The organism is Mesorhizobium sp. B2-7-2 (genome assembly GCF_006440775.1).
Classification (GTDB): domain Bacteria; phylum Pseudomonadota; class Alphaproteobacteria; order Rhizobiales; family Rhizobiaceae; genus Mesorhizobium.
Genome location: NZ_VFTZ01000001.1, coordinates 103,452 through 117,626, shown reverse-complemented (window position 1 = coordinate 117,626; position 14,175 = coordinate 103,452). Strand labels below are relative to the sequence as shown.

The following is a 14,175-nucleotide window of genomic DNA, read 5'->3' as shown; positions in this document are numbered from 1 at the left end:
GCACTTTTAGGCGACATGTATTAGCGATGCAGATGGACGGTGATGCGGCGCTCGATCCACTCGACGCCATGGCGCAGGATCTCGACCATCACCAGATAGACGATCGCCACCCAGATATAGGCCTGGATGTCGAAGGATTTCGCGTAGGCGAGCTTGGCGTTGCCCATCAAGTCGTAGACGGTGATGATGGCGACGATCGCGGAAGCCTTGATCATCAGGATGAGCTCGTTGCCGTAGGGTCTCAGCGCGACGATGATCGCCTGGGGCATGATCACCTTGCGCAGCGTCTGCAACCTGTGCAATCCGAGCGAGGCCGCACCTTCCCATTGGCCGCGCGTCACGCTTTCGATGGCGCCGCGCAGGATTTCGGCCTGATAGGCGGCGGTGTTGAGCGAGAAGGCAAAGACGCCGCAATAGAAGGCCTCGCGGAAGAACCACCACAGCCCGACCGTCTCAAGCTCAGGCCGGAACGAGCCGATGCCGTAATAGACCAGGTAGGTCTGCACGAGCAGCGGCGTGCCGCGGAAGAAATAGACGTAGCAATAGGCAAGCGCAGATAGGATCGGGTTCTTCGACATGCGGCCATAGGCGACCGGCAGCGACAGGAGCGCGCCAACGACCATCGAAATGCTCACCAGCGATAGGGTGGTCCCCAGGCCTTGCAGATAGGCGGGAGCATATCTGGCGAAGAATTCGGCGTTCCAGGCATAGACCAGATAGGCGATGATGCCGGCGCCGAACAGCACCCAGATGCCGACCAGCGCGTAGCCGAGGATACGGGCTCGCGACCACCCGCGCGCTTGCGGAGGCGGCTTGTCGATGGCGATGGCCTGGCTGACGCTCACCGCGCCTCCCTCCGTCCGAGGTAGCGCAGGATGTAGCTCGTGGCGATCGACGACAGGACGGCCAGCGCCAGAAAGATCAGCGCCGCAACGCTGTAGAACAGGAAGGCATGCCTGGTGACGCGCGCGGCGACACCGGATTGGCGCAGGGTCTCGGCGAGATTGACCACCGACACCAGGGATGTGTCCTTGAGCAGGCTTAGCCAGCAATTTTCGAGGCCCGGAAAAGCGATGCGTATCAGCTGCGGCAGGACGATGAGCCGCATCGTTTGCCATTTTGACAGGCCAATGGCGTAACCGCCCTCATACTGGCCTTTCGGAATGGCGCGGAACGCGGAGAGGAAGACCTCGCTGGCATAAGAGGAAAAGATCAGCGACAGCACGATCATGCCGGCGATGAAGCTGTTGACGTTGATCGTCGCGTCGGGATTGAACAGCCGCACGACATATTGCAGGAGAAGCGGCATGCCGAAGAAGAACAGGAACAGCGTCACCAGTTCGGGCAGACCGCGAAAGACCGTGGTGTAGATGTTGCCGGCCAGGCGCAGCGAGGATTCTTCATGCTGCTTGGCGAAGGCGACGAAAAAGCCGGTCACCAGGCCAATCGGCAGTGTAGCGAGCGCCAGCGCGATGGTGACCAGAACGCCAGACGCAATATCGTCACTCCAGCCCTCCGGTCCCCAGCTGAGAAGTGTCCAAATGCTTTGGGCCGGCATTGACGGGTCGTGTCTCCGTGGCGATCCCGGAAGGATTTAAGGGCGGTGAGGGATGCCTCACCGCCCTTGGCGTATCGATCAGGATTCGGCGCCGTAGACGTCGAACTTGAAGTACTTGTCGTTGATTTCCTTGTACTTTCCGTTCTTGCGGATGGCGTCGATCGCGTTGTTCAGCTTGTTGACCAGATCGGTCTCGCCCTTGCGCACGGCGATGCCGGCGCCCGGTCCGAAGATTTCCACCGGCTGCGGCGACGGCTGGCCGAGGATCTTGCAGCAGGCGCCGTCCGGCGAATCCAGCCACTGCTGCAGCACGACGATGTCGTCCTCGATCGCATCGAGACGGCCATTGGCGAGGTCTGCCTGTTCCTCGGGGCTGCTCGGATAGCCCTTGATGGTGCTGTCCGTGAAGGTCTTCGACGCGTAGTTGTAGTGCGTGGTCGTGGTGGCGACGCCGATGTTCTTGCCGGTGAGATCTTCCTTGGTCACGCCCTTGAGCGGCGAATCCTTCGGCACCGCAATGGCCGACGGGGTGTTGTAGTATTTGTGGGTGAAGTCGACCTTTTCCTGGCGCTCGGGCGTGATCGACATCGAGGCGACGATGGCGTCGAACTTGCCGGCCTGGAGCGCCGGGATGATGCCGTCCCAATCCTGCGCGACGAAGGTGCATTTCACCTTCATCTCGTCACAGAGAGCCTTGGCGATATCGATGTCGAAGCCGACCAGCTGGCCGTCCGAGGTCAGGTTGTTGAAGGGCGGGTACGCGCCTTCGGTGCCGATCCTCAGGGTCTTTTCCTGAGCCTGGGCGACGCCGAGTGTCAGCAGCGCGGCCGAAGCGGCAAGCGCGATACGCAGTGCAATACGCATGATAATCCTCTCATATGTCATGGCCGCTGTCCCGTGCGGCTCTTGTGGGCGGCCGTTTCTTGACCACCCGCTGAGGCGGATACTCCCACTCTTTGCGAGAAAAAAGCAACTGCAATTCAACGGCAAACGACAATCGGGATGTGCCGCTGCGTTACTTGGTTTGAGCCACGAGACCTGTGCTGCGCTCCACAAAGTCGGCTATCGATTTCGTGTCGTCGAGGTGGAAAACCGGCAGCTTTTCGCCTTCGACCATGAAGTCGGCGGCAACCGCGACAATGTTGGGATCGTTGGCCGAAAGCGGCGTCCGATCCTTGGCATCGAGCCGCCTTGCCTCGATCTTCTTATGTGGTTCGCGCTTGTAGCCTTCGACCAGCACGATGTCCGAGGGCGACAGCCGCGCCAGAATGTCGTCCAGCGCCGGCTCGTTCTCGTCGCGCAACTCGTGCATCAGGGCCCAGCGCCGGCCGGAGACGATGGCGACCTCCGTCGCGCCCGCCTGGCGGTGGCGGAAGGAGTCGGCGCCCGGCTTGTCGATGTCGAAATCATGATGGGCGTGCTTCACCGTCGAAACCGTCCAGCCGCGCGCCACCAGTTCGGCGACCAGCTTTTCCGTCAGGGTCGTCTTGCCGGAGTTCTTCCAGCCGGTGATGCCGAATATGCGTCTCATGGCCCGAGGCTTTGCAACAGACGCTCCGCCGCCGCAAGGTCGTCCGGTGTGTTGATGTTGAAGAAAGGATCGATCTTTTGGCCGCGAGCCTCGATCATGGCGAACTCGACCTCGACATGGCCGTGCCGCTCCATGAAGGCGGAAACCCGTCGGTCGTCCTCGTCGACCAGGAAACGGCGCAAGGCGTCGCGCAGGCCGAGCGGCCAGAGCGCGAAGGTCGGGTGCCATCTGCCGTCCGAGCTGGCGACGGCGATCGTGCCGGGCCGATCGAGCGCTGCCGCCACCAGGCGCTCGACGAGATTGTCGGGAAAGAACGGCGTGTCACCGGCGGCGCTCACCAGCCATCGGCAGCTTGTTTGCGTTGCCGCCCAGTCGAGGCCGGTGAGAATGCCTGCGAGCGGGCCGGCATGGCCCGGCATCGTATCTTGGATCACCGGCAGGTCCATGCCGGCAAATCGCGCCGGATCGCCGTTCGCGTTGAGCCCCAGTGTGGCGACCTGCGGCCTCAGTCGCGTGGCGACATGGTCGATCAGCCTGGCTTTGCCCAATGAAAGGAGCGGCTTGTCGCCGCCGCCCATCCGGCGCGACTGGCCGCCGGCCAGAATGATCCCCGCAACAGTTCGGTCCATCGCGCCTATATGCCGTCCGGTGCCATGTCGGGTCCAGCGCTTTCGGCGGCAGGTTGCTGCCGTCCGACGACGCGCTCGCGGTAGAGCGCATAGAGGCCCGAGCCGATGATGATGGCGGCGCCGACGGTCATCGGCGTATCGGGGATATCGCCGAAAACGACGAGGCCGAGCAGGATCGACCACAATAACGCGGTGTAGCGGAATGGGGCGATGAAGGAGATGTCGCCCGAGCGCATTGCCATGATGATGAACTGATAGCCGATGAGCACCAGCACCGCTGCCAGCGCCAGAAGCGTGGTCGCCCGGCCGCTCATCGGCATCCAGCCGCCCATCGGCGACAAAAGCAGCGCGCCCAGCACCGTCATGGCAAGCGCGGTCGCCGTCGACACCAGTATGGTCGGGATGGCCTGCGGGATGCGCTTGGTGGCGAGGTCTCGCACCGCGCAGCAGGCGACGCTGGTCAATGCCAGCAGCGAATAGACGCTGAAGCCCTCGAAGCCCGGCCGCACGATGATCATCACGCCGGCGAAGCCGACGGCGATGGCAAGCCAGCGCCGCCAGCCGACGCCTTCGCCGAAGAACAGCGCCGCGCCCATGGTCACCGCTAGCGGCAGTGCCTGCAGCACGGCCGAGACGTTGGCGATCGGCAAATGCGCAAGCGCGATCAGAAACGATACCGTGGCGCCGGCTTCGCCGGCAACGCGCGTCGCCACCATCGGCTGCAGCACGGCCGCCGGATTGGCAAGCGCGCCGCGCCGCCAGGCGAGCAGGCCGACGAACAGGGACGCGAAGGCGCCGCGCACAAGCATGACCTGCGCCATGTTCATCGATTCCGACGAGAATTTGGTGATCGCGTCGTTCAAGGTGAAGCCGACCATGGCCACGATCATGAACAGCGCGCCGCGCAGATTTGGCGAGAGAGGCAAAGGGGTTTTCCGGATTCAATTTTAATTCAGCCGTCTAGCAGGCAGCCGGAAAACAGCAACGGCAAAGAAATGGGCCACGAATTTCTGCGTGGCCCATGAGATCGATTTGCCGAGCTTTGGAAGGCTTACTTCGGCGTCAGCACCTCGGTGCCGTTGCCGTTCTGGCCGGCGATGGTCCACAGCCCGTGCAGGGAGCCGTCCTTCTCGATCTTGTAGACGACGAGACCTATCTCCTTGCCCATCGCGTAGCCGGCGGAAAATGCATTGTCGTTACGCATGCAGATGCCGTCCGAGGTCGAGCCGCCGGTTTCCCAGTGGATGGTGCAGGTCGTGTCGCTGGTCAGCGTGATGGTTGCCTCGCCGTCATATTTCGAGCCGTCGAAATTGGTGCCGGCGACGGTGTAGGTGCCGCCGATCGATTGAGCCGCGGCCGATACGGAAGCAACCCCAAGCATTGCGAGTGAAAGCATGAATGTGCGCATGTGCACTCCCCCTAGAGCGAAAATTGCGCGCGAAGGCTAGGCTGTAAAAGGCCGGCGGTAAATCGGCCGGAAGGCGACGCCAACGCTTTATTTTCAGTGCGGCCAGGCTGACCTCAAGGGCCGCGCAGGGTCTTGGCGATGGAGCCGGCCAAAGGGTCGTATTTTGCCTTGAGCGCGGCAGGGTATTCGATCCAGACGGTGCGAATGACGTCGTCCTTTCCGAACAGGCGCCGTTCGTAAAAAATGTTGCCGTCCTTGGTGCCGGAGAGCACCGCCCAATTCTTGCCGGTCTTGCTGTAGGTGACCTTGTAACCCGGTTCGGTGCTGGCTTTCTCCTGGACGACGAAACCTTGCGGCGTGTCGTTGTCAACGTTGTAGATGCCGGAACAGGTCAGGCTGGCGCCGTCGGCGCTAAGCCATTGCTGTCCGTCGCCATTTTCCGGCTCGGGCATCGGCTTGTTGAAGATGTCGTCGGGAAAAGTGCAGGACTGGCCGAACCGCGCATTCACGTAGGTGAAGGGCTTGGCCATCGCGGCCGCCGCCATGATTGTCGACAGGGACAAGATGGCCGCTACCGACGACCAACCGATGCGCTGCGGACGTTTCATGATCCCCCCTTTGGTCGATGACCGAAGGTGATCCTGCACCAAATCGTAGAAAAAATCAGCCGCCGGTGACGCTCATATGCCGAGATACCGAAGGACGGCTGGTGCGGCGGTCGATGACGAAATCATGGCCCTTGGGCTTGCGGCCGATGGCCTCGTCGATCGCCTCGCCGAGCAGCTCGTTGCCTTCGGTGGCGCGCAACGGCGCCCTGAGGTCGGCGGCGTCCTCCTGGCCAAGGCACATATAGAGCGTGCCGGTGCAGGTCAGCCGTACGCGGTTGCAGCTTTCGCAGAAATTATGCGTCATCGGCGTGATGAAGCCGAGCCGGCCGCCGGTCTCCGTGACATGAACATAGCGGGCTGGGCCGCCGGTCTTGTAAGGAATATCGGAGAGCGTGAACTGGCGCTCCAGCGAGGCGCGCAGCAGCGACAGCGGCAGATACTGGTCGGTGCGGTCGGTCTCGATCTCGCCCATCGGCATCGTCTCGATGAGGGTGAGGTCCATGCCGCGGCCATGCGCCCAGCGCATCAGCTCGGGGATCTCGGCATCGTTGAAGTCGCGCAGCGCAACCGCATTGAGCTTAATCTTCAGCCCGGCCTTCTGCGCGGCATCGATGCCTTCCATGACCTTCCCGAGATTGCCCCAGCGCGTGATCTGGTGGAATTTCTCGGCATCGAGCGTGTCGAGCGAGACGTTGATGCGCTTGACGCCGCAATCGGCGAGCTCGGCCGCGAAGCGCGACAGCTGCGAGCCGTTGGTGGTCAGCGTCAGCTCTTCCAGGGCGCCGCTCTCCAGATGCCGCGACAGCTGGCGCACCAGATGCATGATGTTCTTGCGAACCAGCGGCTCGCCGCCCGTCAGTCTAAGCTTCTTCACGCCTTTCTCGATGAAAACGGTGCAGAGCCGGTCAAGCTCCTCGAGCGACAACAGGTCCTTCTTCGGCAAGAACGTCATGTCCTCGGCCATGCAATAGGTGCAGCGAAAATCGCAGCGGTCGGTGACCGACACGCGCAGATAGCTGATGGTGCGACCGAAGGGGTCGATCATGTCCATTTGCAAACGTTTCCCATGGCCTGAGCGGCACCGTTATATACAGCTATGTGATACGATCCAATGCCGCATTCAAGATAGACGGTCTTGATCTTTGGTAACATTCCCCGGCCGACACCGCATGTCGGCAAGGTCTAAATGACCTTTTCCGGCTGAGCGAAGCAGCGTAGGGAAGGGTGGATTGATGCAGGATGGACGACATTGACGGCGCCGAAGGAACTCAGAGTCTCGAAGGACAGAAAACTGCTGTCCGTCACCTTTCCCGGTCATGACCCGTTCGAACTGCCGGCCGAACTTTTGCGCGTTGCTTCGCCCTCGGCCGAGGTGCAGGGCCATTCGCCGGAGCAACGGGTGACGGTTCCCGGCAAGCGCAATGTCACCATCCTGAAGATCGAGCCGGTCGGCAATTATGCCGTGCGCATCACCTTCGACGATTTTCACGACACCGGCATCTTCACCTGGAACTATCTGCATACGCTTGGCCACGAAAAGGACGAGCGCTGGAACGCCTATCTTACCGAGTTGGCCGAGAAGGGACTGAGCCGGGATCGCTAGGCCATCCTGTCCGCGTCTTTCGGCTTGGCCAGGGCTGCCAGGATCTCGCTGGTGTCATAGTAGAAGGGTGTGCCTTCAATCAGCCGGCCATTCCTGAAGCGCAGGACTTCGGCAAATGGCTGCTTGATCGTCACGCCGGTGGCTCGCGCTGTCAGCGAAAGCGTGCAGCTCATAAAGACGACGTCATCTTTTTGCGCCGCCTGAAGGTTCTCCACCGCAACACCGCTCCAGCTTTCGTGCATCGTCTGGAAAAGAGAGGCGATGCCTTCAAGGCCGTTCCAGTCGCCGGCATAGGGCAGTGAGTGCGGTTCATGCGCGACGACATCCCTGTGGAAGGCGCTGGTCAGCATCTCGATGTTGCCCGACCCCGATTGCAGGAATCGCATTTCAACGTCGAACATGTTTTCGAGAAGTTCCATGGCGGTGCTTTGCCGCTCAACTGCTTTGTCCATGTCGATCTCCGTGTCCGTTTTGTACGGTGAACACAGTTTGCGCCGGAAATCATTGTGTCGACACCCGTTTCCTGATTGTCAGGTTTGGCACGTCGCGAGGACGTCATAGAGTTGGGGTAACGCCGGCAAAGGTTCGGAGGCGGGAAAATGTCTGAGATTACCACGGTCGAACAGCTCGAAGCGCTCTATGGCCTGCCGGGCGAAGCTTCGGTCGTCAAGGAACTCGACCATGTGATTCCCGAATATGCCGCCTTCATCGCGGCCTCGCCCTTCGTGGCGCTGGCGACGAGCGGGCCCGAGGGCCTCGACTGCTCGCCGCGCGGCGATCTCGCCGGCTTCGTGCGCATTGTCGATGACAAGACGCTGATGATGCCCGACAGGCGCGGCAACAACCGCGCCGATTCGCTGAAGAACATCATTCGCGATCCGCGCGTCGGGCTGCTCTTTCTGGTGCCGGGCTCGGGCACCACGCTGCGGATCAACGGCCGCGCTCACATCACGACCGATGCCGAGCTTTGCGCGTCTTTCACGGTCGACGGCAAGCCGGCCCGCTCGGTCACCGTCATCGATGTCGACACGGTCTATTTCCAATGCGCCCGCGCCATCGTGCGCTCCGAGCTCTGGAACCCGGCCATGCATGTCGACCCGAAGTCGCTGCCGACACCCGGCCGGATTCTCGAGATCACCAGCCGCAAGAACATCGACGGCGAGGCCTATGATAGGGAATGGCCGGAAAGAGCAAAGAAAACGATGTGGTGATTGGAAGCCGGCTCAGGCTTCCTTCAGCACGTCGGCGATCTTGCGCATCTGCTCGCCGATCATGTCGCACTGCTCCGGCGTCGACTGGCTCATCGCCTTTTCGATCAGCGCCATGTGCACCTTCAGGGCCTTCATCAGCAGAGCCTCGCCCGCGTCGGTGAGGTTCAGCCGCAGCACCCGCTTGTCCTTCTCGTCGCCTCCGCGACGCAGCAACCCGCGCGCCTCGAGCTGCGGCAGCAGCATGGTGATGTTGGAGCGGCCGACGAGCAGCTTGCGGGCAAGGTCGTGTTGCGACATGCCGGGGTGGCGGTAGAGGTTCATCAGCACGTCGAGCTGCGCCGGCTTGAGGTCGAGCGGGGCGAGCTTAACCGCCAGCGTGCGCTCCAGCACATGGCAGGCGCGCGCCACCGCAACCCAGTTGCGAAAGCGAGGGTTGTCCCAGGGTAGCTCTTGCTTAATGTTCATGTTTGAACTATTATGTTCATGCTTGAACGAATGGATGGACTGCCAATATGGCATCATTTGGAATGAAGGTCATCCGGGGCGTTTTCGGCGCGGCCGAGCATGTTGCGCCGCGTCTTAGCGGCCGCGCCGCCTTCGAATTGTTTTGCCGCACACCCAACGTCAAATCCCTGAGCGACGGCGAACGGCGCGCTGTGGAGCGTGCCTCTGCCTTCATGGCCGAGGCGCGCCATCACAGGCTGAAAACCAGGACCGATTGCGTCGCGGTGCATGAATTCCGGCCGGAGCCGGACAGGGAGTCGCGCGGCACGGCGCTCGTCATTCATGGCTGGCGCTCGCGTACCGAATATATGCGCGCTTTGATCGAAGGGTTTCGCGGCGCCGGCTACAAGGTTGTTTCGCTCGACCTGCCCGGACATGGCCATTCGCTAGGCCGCCATCTCAACATGGTGACTGCCGTGGACGCGGCGCGGGTCGCCGGCGAATGGTTCGGCCCCTTTGCCGCCGCCGTCGGCCATTCCTTCGGCGGCGCGATTGCCGCCAATGCCGTCGCCGCATCGGTCAAGGGCATGCCGCCGCTTGCGGCGCAAAAGCTGGTGCTGATTGCGGCGCCGAGCTCGCTGCCTGCAATCTTCGACGACTTCAGCGATATGATGAATGTCGGGCCGCGCTCGCGCGTCGCCATGGCGGACAGGGTGAGATACCTTTCGGGGCGTCCGCTCAGCGAATTCACCGGCGACCGCCAACTGGCCGCAGCGTCGGTGCCGACACTGGTCATCCACGCGCCGGACGATCGCGAGGTCCATGCCGACCACGCGAAGCGTTATGCGGGCGCCGGCGAGCATGTCCACCTGCATTGGGCCGAGGGGCTTGGCCACCGGCGTATCCTCGCCGACAGGGATGTCGTCGCGCGCGCGGTCGACTTTGTGACTGGGCAGCGGGAAACGGCCCTGCACTAATCGACCTATCAGTCCGCCTTCTTTTTCTGCCCCGGCTCTACGGGCAGGCCCGCTGCTTTCCAGGCGGTATAGCCGCCGAGGATATGCTTGACCGGCGTCAGGCCCATGTCCTGCGCCGTCTTGGTGGCTAAAGCCGAGCGCCAGCCTCCGGCGCAGAAGAAGACGAAGGTCTTGCCGCTGGCGAAGAACGGCTTGTGGTACGGGCTTTCGGGATCGATCCAGAATTCCAGCATGCCGCGCGTCACATGCTTGGCGCCGGGGATCTTGCCGTCACGTTCGACCTCGCGCGGGTCGCGCAGATCGACGAAGATTGTGTCCTCATCCTCCAGCAGCCCCGCTGCCTCCTCAGGCGACACGACCTCGATCTCGGCATTCGCCTCGTCGAGAAGCTGGCGATAACCTTTCTTCACGGCAAATCCTCCCGGCCACGCTTGCTGCGGCCGCCGAAATTTCGATCACAAAGACTGACGTTTGTCACGAGGTCAGGCGTTAGATCGGGATGGCGTTTCGTTGAATCGCCGTCACGATCTAACTGTTTGTTGGAGCATGATCTTCTCCAAAAACCCAGTTCCCACTTTTCGGGATCATGCTCTAGTGCCGGCCATCGTCGTCCACGCCGCCATGGCGCCGGCAACGGTCGCCATAAGAGCGGCATGGGTTGCGCCGTCGCGCGCCTGGATCGACATGCCGTGCTGAACCGTAGCATAGAAGGTCGCCGCGGTGCCGCTGTCGAAGCTTGCCGGCAATTCGCCCTCCGCCACGGCGCGCTCGAGCCGTCGCAGCAAGGCGGTCCGGTTTTCCGCCCGGCGGCGGCGCAGATCATCGCAGATCGCGCCACTGCTTGAGTCCTGATGCAGCGCGCCGAGCGCGATAAGGCAGCCCTGCGGGCGATCGCCCTGCGAGTAGGCCTTGGCTGTCTGTCGCAGGAAGTTCTCCACCGCCTGGCATGCCGTCGGCGCCTTGTCGAGCGCCGCCCAGATCTCGGTACCTTCGGCGTGCGTGTAATATTCGGTCGCTTCAAGGAAGAGCGCCTCCTTGCTGCCGAATGCGGCATAGAGGCTGGGAGACCCGATCCTCATTGCCGCGGTCAGGTCTGCGATCGAGGTACCCTCATAGCCTTTGGCCCAGAACAGCTCCATCGCGCGCCGCAACGCGGCGGTTCGATCGAAACTTCGGGGACGGCCTCTTTCCGACATGGCGCTCTTTTCTGTGTTGATCGTTACATAATTCACTTGACGATTACGGGCAAGGCTGACAGGTATTTATGTATCGATCGTTACACAAAGGAGAGATCAATGACTTCCAATCAGCTGCGCGGCAGGGCCGCTTTTGTGACCGGCGGCAGCCGCGGCATCGGCGCGGCAATCGCAAAAAGACTGGCGCGTGAGGGTGCCAGCGTCGCGCTGACCTATGTGAATGGGGAAGCGCAGGCGCAGGCTGTCGTTGACGAGATCGAGGCGGCGGGCGGGCGTGCCGTCGCCATTAGGGCTGATGGTCGCGATGCCGAAGCGATCGAGCATGCCGTCGATCAGGCGATGGACACGTTCGGGCGGCTCGACATACTGGTCAACAGTGCCGGCATATGGCGCGCCGCGCCGATCGATTCCCTCTCGCTCGCCGATTTCGACGAGAGCATGGAGGTCAATCTCCGAGCGCCTTTCGTCGCTTCCAAGGCCGCAGCCCGACACATGGCGGATGGGGGTAGGATCATCTCGATCGGCAGCAATCTGGCCGAGCGGGTGACCGATCCTGGGCTCAGCGCCTATTCGACCAGCAAGGCGGCGCTGATCGGCTTGACAAAGGCCCTGGCGCGCGACCTGGGCCCACGCGGCATCACCGCCAACATTGTTCATCCGGGCTCCACAGACACCGACATGAATCCCGCCAGCGGGCCACATGCGGAGCACCAGCGCCGCAAGATGGCAACGCCGCGCTTCGGTGAGGCCGAGGAGATCGCGGGAATGGTGGCCTGGCTGGCAAGTCCTGAGGGCCGCTTCGTCACGGGAGCCTCGTTGACCATAGATGGCGGCGCCAACGCCTGATTGTTTTTTTCGACACCGCCACATGCGTGTGAGGCCCGAGGACAGCCACTGCCTCGGGCCTCACAAGGATGTGAAACTGTTCTGCAACACGGCCGCGAAAATTTATGGAAGCTTAACGAAATCGGTATGAATCGGTATAGTCACGTCATACATCCGCCATGCGGAGGGCGGGACCGTCCAGCGGCGCGGAACGGGAACCGGCCACAACCGGTGCGGGTGAAGCATGAAAATCCTCGGGAACAAAAGAACCGTCCTGCCGGTCGCCATCGTCGCGACACTGGCCTTCGGGCAGCAGCCGGCAAGCGCGCAAGGGCTGTTCGACATGCTGTTCGGCGGCGGCATCCGGCATAACCCGCAAGGCGAGTTCCCGCCGCCGCCGAAACCGCGCAAGATGCGGCCGGCCGGAGAGGATGGTGGCAGCGTCAGGATCAGCGGTCCGACCTACAACACCTACAGGGCCGACAAGCTTGTGCGGGTCGATTTCAAATCGCTGCTGCCGGCACCGCAGGCCACGGCCGCTCAGGACGCCGCGTTTGTGCCGTCTGTGACGAGCAACAGCTTCCGCGATGCCGTCGCTGGCTTGAGCGACTACGAGCTGTTTGCCGAGCCGGATATCGCCAAGGCGCTGATCGCCTATTATTCGGCCAATCCGGATTTCATCTGGGTGAGCGACAATATCCCCAACAGCCGGGCGCAGGATGCAGTGCGCGTCCTGGGGGAGGCGGCGAGCTATGGCCTGACGCCGGCCGACTACTCCGTCGATGTCCCGGCAGCCGCTCATTCCGCCGCCACACCGGAAGAGCAGACCAAGGAACTGGTCCGTTTCGAGATGGCGCTGTCGGCGCGCGTGCTGCGCTATGCCCATGATGCCCAGAGCGGCCGCGTCGATCCCAACCGGATGACCGGCTATTACGATTTCCCGGCCAAGCCGCTCGATCTCGAAGGCGTGCTGAAGACGCTGGCGCATACCCAGGAGGTCCGCACCTATCTCGAATCGCGGCATCCGCAGAATGCCGAATACCAGGCGCTGCGCGTCGAACTGGAAGCGCTCGAGGCGAGCGAGGAAAACGAGATCGTCGTCGATCCCAAGCTCCTGCTCAAGCCCGGCGAGAGCAGCCCGGAACTGCCGAAATTGCTGACGCTTATTTCCCGTAATCTCGATGACGAGATGGGTGGCAGCTATGGCGAAGTGCTCGCGAGGCTCGGCAAGAGCGAGCTCTACGATCCAGAGCTGGTGCCGGTGATCAAGGCGGTGCAGCAGCGCGCCGGCATGAAGGGCGACGGCGTCATCGGCCCGCGCACGGTGGCTTCATTGGCCGGCGCCTCAAAGGCCGACAAGGTCGAGAAGGTCAAGGTCGCGCTCGAGGAACTGCGCTGGATGCCGTCTGATCTCGGCAGTCCGCGCGTCTTCATCAACCAGCCCGCCTTCACCGCCAGCTATATCGACAATGGCGAGGAGAAGCTGAAGACCCGCGCGGTCATCGGTCGGGTCACCAACCAGACCGCCTTCTTCTACAACCAGATCAAGCAGGTCGACTTCCATCCTTATTGGGGCGTGCCGCAGTCGATCATCGTCAACGAGATGCTGCCAAGACTGCGCGGCGATCCGGGCTATCTCGACCGCGCCGGCTATGAGGTGACGGATAGTCACGGCAAGCGCATCCCATCGGCGGCGGTCGATTGGGGTGCTTATGGCGCCAACATTCCGTTCAATGTGCGGCAGCAGCCGAGCGAGGCCAATGCGCTGGGCGAGTTGAAGATCCTCTTCCCCAACAAGCATGCCATCTACATGCACGACACGCCGCAGAAGTCGTTCTTCGAGCGCGACATGCGCGCGCTCAGCCATGGCTGCGTGCGGCTGCAGGATCCGCGCGGCATGGCCGCCGCCGTGCTGGGCACCACGGTCGACGATATCGCCGAAAAGCTGAAGCACGGCCATTCGACCGAGAATGTCACGCGCGTCATTCCGGTCTATGTCGCCTATTTCACCGCATGGCCGGACATGTCCGGCAAGGTCGAGTATTTCGACGACGTCTATGGCCGCGATTCCAAGCTGATGCAGGCGCTCGACGCGACCGAAGCGGTGCGCACGCCGTCAAGCTGAGCGCTCTTACTCTCAAGCAATTTCGGACGGAAGGCTACGGCGAAGCCGCCCAGCCTGACC

General features: G+C 62.4%; 18 protein-coding genes. 5 read left to right on the top strand and 13 right to left on the bottom strand.

The annotated features are described in order from the left end of the window. Positions 1-20: 20 nt before the first annotated feature. The 9 genes from FJ425_RS00565 to moaA form a co-directional block, all read right to left on the bottom strand. Entirely contained in the window at positions 21-845 is an 825-nt protein-coding gene (locus FJ425_RS00565; RefSeq protein WP_140628041.1) for an ABC transporter permease, read from the bottom strand. Then, positions 842-1,558, bottom strand: coding sequence for an ABC transporter permease (locus tag FJ425_RS00560; RefSeq protein ID WP_140628043.1), 717 nt, complete (start codon positions 1,556-1,558; stop codon positions 842-844). Before FJ425_RS00560 ends, FJ425_RS00565 begins: the two co-directional genes overlap by 4 nt. A 78-nt stretch (positions 1,559-1,636) precedes the next feature. Further along, positions 1,637-2,422 (bottom strand): ABC transporter substrate-binding protein, encoded by a 786-nt coding sequence (locus FJ425_RS00555; RefSeq protein WP_140720961.1) that lies wholly within the window; start codon positions 2,420-2,422, stop codon positions 1,637-1,639. A gap of 151 nt (positions 2,423-2,573) precedes the next feature. Beyond that, positions 2,574-3,089 carry a molybdopterin-guanine dinucleotide biosynthesis protein B gene (gene mobB / locus FJ425_RS00550; RefSeq protein WP_140628047.1) on the bottom strand — a complete coding sequence of 172 codons (516 nt, stop codon included), beginning with the start codon at positions 3,087-3,089 and terminating at the stop codon, positions 2,574-2,576. Beyond that, entirely contained in the window at positions 3,086-3,718 is a 633-nt protein-coding gene (mobA, locus tag FJ425_RS00545) for a molybdenum cofactor guanylyltransferase MobA (RefSeq protein ID WP_140628050.1), read from the bottom strand. The genes mobB and mobA overlap by 4 nt, the downstream gene beginning before the upstream one ends. A gap of 5 nt (positions 3,719-3,723) precedes the next feature. After that, positions 3,724-4,644, bottom strand: a complete 921-nt coding sequence (locus tag FJ425_RS00540) for a DMT family transporter (protein WP_140628059.1) — start codon at positions 4,642-4,644, stop codon at positions 3,724-3,726. 125 nt (positions 4,645-4,769) lie between these two features. Beyond that, the gene (locus FJ425_RS00535) at positions 4,770-5,126 is read right to left on the bottom strand and encodes a hypothetical protein (protein ID WP_140628062.1); all 357 of its coding nucleotides are present in this window, start codon (positions 5,124-5,126) and stop codon (positions 4,770-4,772) included. A 113-nt stretch (positions 5,127-5,239) separates the two neighbouring features. Further along, positions 5,240-5,734, bottom strand: coding sequence for a hypothetical protein (locus FJ425_RS00530; protein ID WP_140720958.1), 495 nt, complete (start codon positions 5,732-5,734; stop codon positions 5,240-5,242). A gap of 55 nt (positions 5,735-5,789) precedes the next feature. Beyond that, positions 5,790-6,785 carry a GTP 3',8-cyclase MoaA gene (moaA, locus tag FJ425_RS00525; RefSeq protein WP_140720955.1) on the bottom strand — a complete coding sequence of 332 codons (996 nt, stop codon included), beginning with the start codon at positions 6,783-6,785 and terminating at the stop codon, positions 5,790-5,792. Between the two features lie 198 nt (positions 6,786-6,983). On the opposite strand from moaA, the gene FJ425_RS00520 reads away from it, so the two are divergent. Continuing rightward, the gene (locus FJ425_RS00520; RefSeq protein ID WP_140720952.1) at positions 6,984-7,337 is read left to right on the top strand and encodes a DUF971 domain-containing protein; all 354 of its coding nucleotides are present in this window, start codon (positions 6,984-6,986) and stop codon (positions 7,335-7,337) included. Here the strand turns inward: FJ425_RS00520 and FJ425_RS00515 are convergent. After that, a complete protein-coding gene (locus FJ425_RS00515; protein WP_140720949.1) occupies positions 7,334-7,789 on the bottom strand; it encodes a nuclear transport factor 2 family protein in 456 nt (151 codons plus the stop codon). The two genes, FJ425_RS00520 and FJ425_RS00515, sit on opposite strands and share 4 nt — an antisense overlap. 147 nt (positions 7,790-7,936) lie before the next feature. Between FJ425_RS00515 and FJ425_RS00510 the strand changes: the two genes are divergently transcribed. After that, positions 7,937-8,548, top strand: a complete 612-nt coding sequence (locus FJ425_RS00510) for a pyridoxamine 5'-phosphate oxidase family protein (protein WP_140720946.1) — start codon at positions 7,937-7,939, stop codon at positions 8,546-8,548. Between the two features lie 12 nt (positions 8,549-8,560). On the opposite strand, the gene FJ425_RS00505 is transcribed toward FJ425_RS00510, so the two are convergent. Then, positions 8,561-9,013 (bottom strand): MarR family transcriptional regulator, encoded by a 453-nt coding sequence (locus tag FJ425_RS00505; protein WP_140720944.1) that lies wholly within the window; start codon positions 9,011-9,013, stop codon positions 8,561-8,563. 47 nt (positions 9,014-9,060) lie between these two features. Here FJ425_RS00505 and FJ425_RS00500 point away from each other — a divergent pair, with 47 nt between their 5' ends. Continuing rightward, on the top strand, positions 9,061-9,969 hold the full coding sequence (locus tag FJ425_RS00500) for an alpha/beta hydrolase (protein WP_140720941.1): 909 nt from the start codon (positions 9,061-9,063) through the stop codon (positions 9,967-9,969). Between the two features lie 8 nt (positions 9,970-9,977). Here the strand turns inward: FJ425_RS00500 and FJ425_RS00495 are convergent, their stop codons facing one another. Continuing rightward, positions 9,978-10,379, bottom strand: coding sequence for a rhodanese-like domain-containing protein (locus FJ425_RS00495; protein WP_095765408.1), 402 nt, complete (start codon positions 10,377-10,379; stop codon positions 9,978-9,980). Positions 10,380-10,553: 174 nt separating this feature from the next. Then, positions 10,554-11,165, bottom strand: coding sequence for a TetR/AcrR family transcriptional regulator (locus FJ425_RS00490; protein ID WP_140628085.1), 612 nt, complete (start codon positions 11,163-11,165; stop codon positions 10,554-10,556). Positions 11,166-11,264: 99 nt separating this feature from the next. Here FJ425_RS00490 and FJ425_RS00485 point away from each other — a divergent pair, with 99 nt between their 5' ends. Beyond that, positions 11,265-12,011 carry a 3-oxoacyl-ACP reductase family protein gene (locus FJ425_RS00485; RefSeq protein WP_140628088.1) on the top strand — a complete coding sequence of 249 codons (747 nt, stop codon included), beginning with the start codon at positions 11,265-11,267 and terminating at the stop codon, positions 12,009-12,011. Between the two features lie 223 nt (positions 12,012-12,234). Further along, the gene (locus FJ425_RS00480; protein WP_140720938.1) at positions 12,235-14,115 is read left to right on the top strand and encodes a murein L,D-transpeptidase; all 1,881 of its coding nucleotides are present in this window, start codon (positions 12,235-12,237) and stop codon (positions 14,113-14,115) included. Positions 14,116-14,175 lie beyond the last annotated feature (60 nt).

Bases quoted from the DNA above. Each gene is read 5' to 3' on its own strand.
- FJ425_RS00560 (WP_140628043.1), bottom strand. From the start codon at position 1,558: ATGCCGGCCCAAAGCATTTGGACACTTCTCAGCTGGGGACCGGAGGGC.
- FJ425_RS00555 (WP_140720961.1), bottom strand. From the start codon at position 2,422: ATGCGTATTGCACTGCGTATCGCGCTTGCCGCTTCGGCCGCGCTGCTG.
- mobB (WP_140628047.1), bottom strand. From the start codon at position 3,089: ATGAGACGCATATTCGGCATCACCGGCTGGAAGAACTCCGGCAAGACG.
- mobA (WP_140628050.1), bottom strand. From the start codon at position 3,718: ATGGACCGAACTGTTGCGGGGATCATTCTGGCCGGCGGCCAGTCGCGC.
- FJ425_RS00535 (WP_140628062.1), bottom strand. From the start codon at position 5,126: ATGCGCACATTCATGCTTTCACTCGCAATGCTTGGGGTTGCTTCCGTA.
- FJ425_RS00530 (WP_140720958.1), bottom strand. From the start codon at position 5,734: ATGAAACGTCCGCAGCGCATCGGTTGGTCGTCGGTAGCGGCCATCTTG.
- moaA (WP_140720955.1), bottom strand. From the start codon at position 6,785: ATGGACATGATCGACCCCTTCGGTCGCACCATCAGCTATCTGCGCGTG.
- FJ425_RS00515 (WP_140720949.1), bottom strand. From the start codon at position 7,789: ATGGACAAAGCAGTTGAGCGGCAAAGCACCGCCATGGAACTTCTCGAA.
- FJ425_RS00510 (WP_140720946.1), top strand. From the start codon at position 7,937: ATGTCTGAGATTACCACGGTCGAACAGCTCGAAGCGCTCTATGGCCTG.
- FJ425_RS00505 (WP_140720944.1), bottom strand. From the start codon at position 9,013: ATGAACATTAAGCAAGAGCTACCCTGGGACAACCCTCGCTTTCGCAAC.
- FJ425_RS00500 (WP_140720941.1), top strand. From the start codon at position 9,061: ATGGCATCATTTGGAATGAAGGTCATCCGGGGCGTTTTCGGCGCGGCC.
- FJ425_RS00490 (WP_140628085.1), bottom strand. From the start codon at position 11,165: ATGTCGGAAAGAGGCCGTCCCCGAAGTTTCGATCGAACCGCCGCGTTG.
- FJ425_RS00485 (WP_140628088.1), top strand. From the start codon at position 11,265: ATGACTTCCAATCAGCTGCGCGGCAGGGCCGCTTTTGTGACCGGCGGC.
- FJ425_RS00480 (WP_140720938.1), top strand. From the start codon at position 12,235: ATGAAAATCCTCGGGAACAAAAGAACCGTCCTGCCGGTCGCCATCGTC.